Source organism: Nonomuraea sp. NPDC005983 (assembly GCF_040614375.1).
Taxonomy (GTDB): Bacteria; Actinomycetota; Actinomycetes; order Streptosporangiales; family Streptosporangiaceae; genus Nonomuraea.
Genome location: NZ_JBEXUP010000246.1, coordinates 1 through 6600 on the forward strand (window position 1 = coordinate 1; position 6600 = coordinate 6600).

At 71.6% G+C, this 6600-nt stretch carries 6 protein-coding genes; 1 reads left to right on the top strand and 5 read right to left on the bottom strand.

The features are described from left to right. The 5 genes from ABZ297_RS45750 to ABZ297_RS45770 form a co-directional block, all read right to left on the bottom strand. The coding region (locus tag ABZ297_RS45750; RefSeq protein ID WP_355360549.1) for a glycosyltransferase family 39 protein at positions 1 to 1352 on the bottom strand (1352 nt) is incomplete at its 3' end. Further along, positions 1349 to 2509: a bifunctional glycosyltransferase family 2/GtrA family protein gene (locus tag ABZ297_RS45755; protein ID WP_355360552.1), complete on the bottom strand. Its 1161-nt coding sequence runs from the start codon at positions 2507 to 2509 to the stop codon at positions 1349 to 1351. The genes ABZ297_RS45755 and ABZ297_RS45750, both read right to left, overlap by 4 nt. A gap of 37 nt (positions 2510 to 2546) precedes the next feature. Beyond that, positions 2547 to 3932, bottom strand: coding sequence for a HAMP domain-containing sensor histidine kinase (locus ABZ297_RS45760; RefSeq protein WP_355360555.1), 1386 nt, complete (start codon positions 3930 to 3932; stop codon positions 2547 to 2549). Further along, complete coding sequence (locus ABZ297_RS45765; RefSeq protein ID WP_355360558.1) at positions 3929 to 4624, bottom strand: response regulator transcription factor; 696 nt, start codon at positions 4622 to 4624, stop codon at positions 3929 to 3931. Before ABZ297_RS45765 ends, ABZ297_RS45760 begins: the two co-directional genes overlap by 4 nt. A 64-nt stretch (positions 4625 to 4688) precedes the next feature. Further along, entirely contained in the window at positions 4689 to 5891 is a 1203-nt protein-coding gene (locus ABZ297_RS45770) for a cytochrome P450 (RefSeq protein WP_355360561.1), read from the bottom strand. A 129-nt stretch (positions 5892 to 6020) separates the two neighbouring features. Between ABZ297_RS45770 and ABZ297_RS45775 the strand changes: the two genes are divergently transcribed. Further along, the gene (locus ABZ297_RS45775; protein WP_355360564.1) at positions 6021 to 6539 is read left to right on the top strand and encodes a helix-turn-helix domain-containing protein; all 519 of its coding nucleotides are present in this window, start codon (positions 6021 to 6023) and stop codon (positions 6537 to 6539) included. Positions 6540 to 6600: the final 61 nt, after the last annotated feature.

The window sequence follows — 6600 nt, forward strand, 5'->3', positions numbered from 1 at the left end:
GCCGCGAGCACCGCCCACGCCAGCCACGGCACGAACTCGGGCGTGCGGCGCAGCACCGCGAACGACCACCCGCCGGTGACCGCGATCCCCAGCGGCAGCGCCCACGCCCAGGCCCGCGACTTGCGGTACAGCTGCCACATGAGCACCCCGCCCATCCCGGTCACGGCCGCGACCGCCGGGGCCATGGCGGTCGTGTAGTACGGATGAAAGGTGCCGCTGGAGAAGCTGAAGACGACGAAGTGCACGACCAGCCACCCGCCCCACACCAGCCACGCCCCGCCGGGCACGCTCACCCGGCCTCCGCCAGGCCACGCCCCGTCAGACACGCTCGCCGGGCCCCTCCCCAGGCGCGGCAGCAGCAGGGCGAGCACCAGCGCCAGCGCGCAGAACGGCAGCAGCCAGGAGATCTGACCCGCCATCGTGTCGTTGAACAGCCGCCCCGCGCCCGACTCGCCGCCGAACGAGGCGCCGCCACCACCACCGGGGCCGCCGCCCTGGCCGAAGATCCGGCCGAGGCCGTTGTAGCCGATGACCAGGTCCCAGACGGAGTTGTCGGTGGAACCGCCGACGTACGGGCGGGAGTCCGCGGGCCAGAGGTCCACGACCACCATCCACCAGGCGCTCGACACCGCCATCACGACGCCCGCCGCGACCAGGTGCGCCAGCCGCCTCCCCAGGGGGTGCCGGGCGCAGACCAGGTACGCGAGGGCGAAGGCGGGCACGACCAGGTACGCCTGGAGCATCTTGGTGGTGAACGCCAGGCCGACGAAGAGCGCGCACCACAGCAGCGCGCGCAGCCGTCCGGTGCGCAGCGACTCCAGGCAGAACCAGGCGGCCAGGCTCAGCAGCAGGACGAGGATCGGGTCGGGGTTGTTGTCGCGGTTGATCGCCACGGTGATCGGCGTCAGGGTCATGACCACCGCCGCGACCAGCGCTGCCTGCGCTCCCATCCCCCGGACGGGCAGGGCGCGGCGGACGGCGGAGAAGACCACCGCGACGGCGGCCACGCCCGCGAGGGCCTGCGGGAGCAGCATGCTCCACGTCCCGAAGCCGAAGATCCGCGCCGACAGGCCCATCACCCAGAGCGCCGGCGGCGGTTTGTCGACCGTGATGAACGAGCCGGCGTCGAGTGCGCCGAAGAACAGCGCCTTCCAGCTCTCGGTGCCCGAGCGGACGGCGGCGGCGTAATACTCGTTGGCGTTGCCGCTCAGCGCCCAGGTGTAGAGGACGAAGGCGGCCACCAGCACCGCCCACAGCGCGGGACGCGACCAGCGCGGGTCGCCGGAGGGGCCGAGGAGGAACCGGGCGAGCCGGCGCCGCGGCGCCCGATGCCCGATGGCGGTGACGGTCATCGGGACGTCCTCCGGTTCGGGTGGAACACCCACCCCCGCAGCAGGAGGAACCGGACGAGGGTCGCCAGCGCGTTGGCGACGATGACGGCGAACAGCTCCACGCCGTGCGAGACGCCGTCGGGCAGCAGCGCCAGCCCACCGGAGGTGAGCGCCAGCCCGACGAGGAACGCGATCAGCCCCTCGACCTGGTGCCGCACGGCCCCTTGCGAGCCGGTCACGCCGAAGGTGAAGCGCCGGTTGGCCGCGGTGTTCGCGACGGCCGTACTGAGTAGCGCGATCGCGTTCGCGACGAGCACCGGGGTGACCTGCCGCAGCAGCGAGAACAGCAGCAGGTAGGCGAGCGTGCTGATCACGCCGACGACGGCGAACCTGGGCAGCTGCCTGGCCATGTCGCGGGGCAGCTCGGCCTGCCGGACCCTGGCCGGGACGGGCAGCCGGGCGGCGCCCGACACGGTCCTGCGGGCGACCCTGGCCAGGCCGCGCAGGTCGTCCAGCGCGGTCTGGACGATGTCCACCCGGCTGTCGGGATCGTCCACCCAGTCGACGGGCACCTCGTGGATGCGCAGCCCGTGCCGCTCGGCCAGCAGCAGCAGTTCGGTGTCGAAGAACCACTGCTCGTCCTCGACGGCGGGCAGCAGCGCCTGCGCGATCTCCGTGCGCACGGCCTTGAACCCGCACTGCGCGTCGGAGAAGCGCGCGCCCATGATCGAGCGGAGCAGCAGGTTGTAGGAGCGGGAGACGAACTCGCGCTTCGGCCCGCGCACCACGCGGGCCGCCCGGGCGAGACGGGTGCCGATGGCCAGGTCGCTGTGGCCCGACAGCAGGGGCGCGACCAGGGGCAGGAAGGCGTCGAGGTCGGTCGACAGGTCCACGTCCATGTAGCTGACGACGTCCGCGTCGCTGCCGGACCAGACGCGGCGCAGGGCCCGGCCGCGTCCCCTGTCGTCCAGGTGCACGGCGCGGACGTGCGGCAGTTCGGCGGCCAGTTCGCCCGCGAGCTGCCAGGTGTTGTCGGTGCTGGCGTTGTCGGCGATGGTGATCCGGAAGCCGTACGGGAACGTGCTGGTGAGGTAGTGGTGCAGCCGGCCGATGCTGTCACGCAGGGCCCGCTGCTCGTTGTAGACCGGAACGACCACCTCGACCAGGCGCGTCCTCACTGTAGTTTCCATGCCCCTTAGCTCACGGCTTGGGCATTTAATGCGACTTATCCGATTCTGAGCGTGGCGTGAGATTTCCCGGCAGCCGGATGCTCGCGATCGCGCCGCCGCCCGGGGCGTTGGCCAGCCGGACCGTCCCCCCTGCCTCGGCCACGGCCTGCGCCACGATCGCCAGGCCCAGCCCCGAACCGGGCAGGCCGCGCGCCGACGGGGAGCGCCAGAAGCGCTCGAAGACGTGCGGCAGCTCCTCCTCGGGGATTCCCGGGCCGTGGTCGCGCACGGTCAGCTCGCCACCGCGCAGCACCACCTCGACCTGGCCGCCCGGGCTGAACTTGGCGGCGTTGTCGATGAGGTTGAGCACGGCACGTTCCAGGGACGTGGCGCTGCCGACGACGTACCAGGCCCCGACGTCGGTCGTGACGTCGGCGCCGCGCAGCCGCGCCCGCTCGACCGCGGCCCTGACCACGTCGTGCAGGCCCAGCTCGACGTGCGGTTCGTGGTCGGTGTCGCCGCGGGCAAGCTGGAGCAGGTCGCCGACCAGCGTGGACAGCTCGGCGAACTGGGCCTTCAGGTTGACCAGGAGGCGCTCCTTGGCACCGGGGTCGAGCCGGCGGCCGGTCTGCTCGCTGCGGAGCAGCAGGTCGATGTTGGTGCGCAGGGTGGTGAGCGGGGTGCGCAGCTCGTGCCCGGCGTCGGCGACGAGCTGCTGCTGGCGGTCGCGCGACCCGGCGAGCGCCGTCGTCATGGCGTTGAAGGACGAGCCGAGCCGGGCGATCTCGTCGTTGCCCTGCACCGGGATGCGGGTGTTCAGGTCCTCGGTCCTGGCGATGTGCTCGACGGCCTTGGTGAGGCGTCCGACGGGGCGCAGCGCCGTCCGGGAGACGAGCAGCCCGGCCCAGACCGCGACGAGCACGCCCAGCACGGCCACGCCGGCGAGCAGCACCGCCAGGCGGCCTAGCGTGCTCTGGAGCTCGTGCAGGGGTCTGGCGACCATGAGCGCGGTGTTCTTGTTGACGTTCGAGGTGAGCACGCGCATCGGGGTGCCGTCCGCGGCGTAGCCGTCGCGGAAGACGGCCTCACCCGGATAGCCGGCGGCGACGCGTTTGTCGTCGTCGATGATCTTGATCGCGACGTTGCCCATGACGCACTGGCGGCCGTCGGCGAGGACGATCTGCACCGGCTCGATGAAGGGCGGGCGGCCGTGCTCGCCGCGGGGGGGCTCGGTCGGCTGCGGCAAGCAGTGCCGCTCCGCCCCCCACATGTCCTCCCGCGACGGGCGTATCGTTTTCAGCGACTCGTTGAGCTGCCAGGACAGCTCCCTGCGGACGAGGTACCAGCAGCCCACAGCCGAGATGGCGACCGCGATCGCCACGGCCGCCGCGACCAGCAGCGTCATCCTCGTGCGCAGGCTGCCCCGCTTCATGGCGCGGCCCGGAGCACGTACCCCACGCCGCGCACCGTGTGGATCACGCGCGGCTCGCCGCCGGCCTCGGTCTTGCGCCGCAGGTACATCACGTACACGTCCAGCGAGTTGGACGTCGGCTCGAAGTCGAAGCCCCACACCTCGGCCAGGATCTGGTCGCGGGTCAGCACCTGGCGCGGGTGCGCGAGGAACAGCTCCATCAGCAGGTACTCGGTCCTGGTCAGGTCGAGCCGCCTGTCGCCCCTGGTGACCTCCCTGGTGGCCGGGTCCATGCGCAGGTCGCCGTAGCTGAGCGTGTCCTCCTGGGCGGCCGCGCTGAGCGCGCTGCGCCGCAGCAGGGCGCGCACGCGGGCCAGCAGCTCGTCCAGCTCGAACGGTTTGACCAGGTAGTCGTCGGCGCCCGCGTCGAGGCCGGAGACCCGGTCGCCGACCGCGTCGCGGGCCGTGAGCATGAGCACCGGCACATGGTTGCCCGACGCCCTGAGCCTGCGGCAGGCGGTGAGCCCGTCGAGCCTGGGCATCATGACGTCGAGCAGCACCGCGCCGTACGCGTCGCGCGCCAGCTCCTCCAGCGCGGCCTGCCCGTCGTTGGCGGTGGCGACCTTGTAGCCCTCGAACTCGAGGCTCGACTTGAGCGCCTCGCGCAACGCGGGCTCGTCGTCCACCACCAGCAACCGTGCGAGCTCACTCATGCTCACAACCTAGAGGCCCATCATGAGAAGCCGATGAGCGGCTCCGTGGCGCTCCATGAGGAACTCACCAAGTGACCGGCAGGGCGTGCAGGCCGAAGATGACGCCGTCGTACTTGAACGGCAGTTCCTCGTCGCCCACCGGCACGCGCAGGGTCGGGACGCGCTCGAACAGGGTCCGGCAGGCGATCTCCAGCTCGGCCCTGGCCAGGTTCTGGCCGAGGCACTGGTGCACGCCGTAGCCGAAGGCCACGTGGTTGCGGGCGCCGCGCTCGACGTCGAACTCGTCGGGACGCTCGAAGGCGCGCTCGTCGCGGTTGGCCGACGCGCCGAGCACCAGGATGCCCTCGCCCTTCCTGACGGGCTGGCCGCCGATCTGCTGGTCCTCGGTGGCGACCCGGTCGAAGGCGACCCAGTCGACGATCGAGTGGTAGCGCAGCAGCTCGTCGACCGCCAGCGGCCACCGGCCCGGGTCCTCGCGCAGCCTGGCGAGCTGGTCCGGGTTGCGCAGCAGGGTGAGCACGCTGAGGGGGATCATGTTCGCGGTGGTCTCGTGCCCCGCGATGAGCAGCAGGAAGGCCATGCCGACCAGCTCGTCGTGCGTCGCCTCGCCCGCCGTGACGAGCCGTCCGATCAGGTCGTCCTGCGGGTTCTTCGCCACCTCGGTGACGAGGGCGTCGAGGAACTCCCTGATCTGCATGGCCGCGTGGTAGCCCGCCTCGGGGTCGCCGGCGGAGGAGACCAGCATGCGCGTCCTGGACTGGAAGAACTCGCGGTCGGCGTAGGGGACGCCGAGCAGCTGGCAGATGACCAGAGACGGCAGCGCAAGCCCGAACGCCTCGACCAGGTCGGCCTCGTCACCTGCCGCGAGCATGTCGTCGATGAGCCGGTCGGTGGCCTCCTGGATGCCCGGGCGCATGTCCCTGACGCGCCGCACGCTGAACTCGGGGATGAGCATGCGACGGAAGCGGGTGTGTTCCGGCGGGTCGAGGTCGATGAACTGGCCGACCCTGAACCGTTCGGCCGCTTCGAGCTGCTCGGGGGTGGGCGGCTCCGGGCTGAGCAGTCCGTTGGGGTGGCCGGGGGTGGCCGGGTTCGTGCTGATGCCGGTGCCGACCAGCACCTGCTGGGCTTCGGCGTGCCTGGTCACCAGCCAGACGTCCCCGCCGGGCAGCGACGCCCGGACGAGCGGGGCCTGCTCGCGCATCCGCCCGTACTCCTCGGGGGGTGCGAACGGGCAGGTGCGCTGGATCGGGAAGGAAGGGGTCATAGTCTGCTCCCTAAAGCCGGACTCCCATTGCTTACTTACGTGAAAGTAAGCAATGGCCCGGCTGGACGTCAAGGGAACGGGAGTGGAATGGCCGGGCGGCGGACCGACACGCGAGACCGGATCCAGCGCGTGGCACTGGAGCTGTTCTCCGAGCGCGGATACGACAAGACCACCCTGCAGGAGGTCGCCGAGCGGCTGGACATCACCAGGCCCGCGCTCTACTACCACTTCCGCACCAAGGAAGACATCCTGGTCAGCGTCATGGAGGTGCTCGTCACGTCCGTCGAGGAGCTCATCGCCTGGGCGCAGGCGCAGCCCGCGACCGCCGAGGCCCGGCTGGAGATCCTGCGTAGGGTCGCCGACCTGCTGGAGGACCGGTGGCGGCCGCTGATGAGGTTCGCGCAGGTCAACCATGGCGTGATGGGAGATCTGCCGATGGGCGCGCGCATGCAGGAGAGCGTCGTGACCATGCTGTCGGTGCTGGCGGTGCCGGGCGCGGCCCCGGTCAAGCAGTTCGAGGCCAGGCTGGCCGTGTTCGCGGTGATCCTGGCCAGCGTGCCGACCATCTTCGGGATGGACGAGATCCCGGAGGACCAGCGCACCGCGGTGGCCCTGGAGGTGGCCGCCAAGCTGATCTCAGAGCTCTAGCCGTCCTCGCGTCGCCGACCGAGGCGGGCGGCGACGCGCGGCCGCGCCACGGGGCGGGGTG

Coding starts and splice junctions, on each gene's coding strand:
- ABZ297_RS45770 (WP_355360561.1), bottom strand. CDS start 5,891: ATGACCCCTTCCTTCCCGATCCAGCGCACCTGCCCGTTCGCACCCCCC.
- ABZ297_RS45760 (WP_355360555.1), bottom strand. CDS start 3,932: ATGAAGCGGGGCAGCCTGCGCACGAGGATGACGCTGCTGGTCGCGGCG.
- ABZ297_RS45765 (WP_355360558.1), bottom strand. CDS start 4,624: ATGAGTGAGCTCGCACGGTTGCTGGTGGTGGACGACGAGCCCGCGTTG.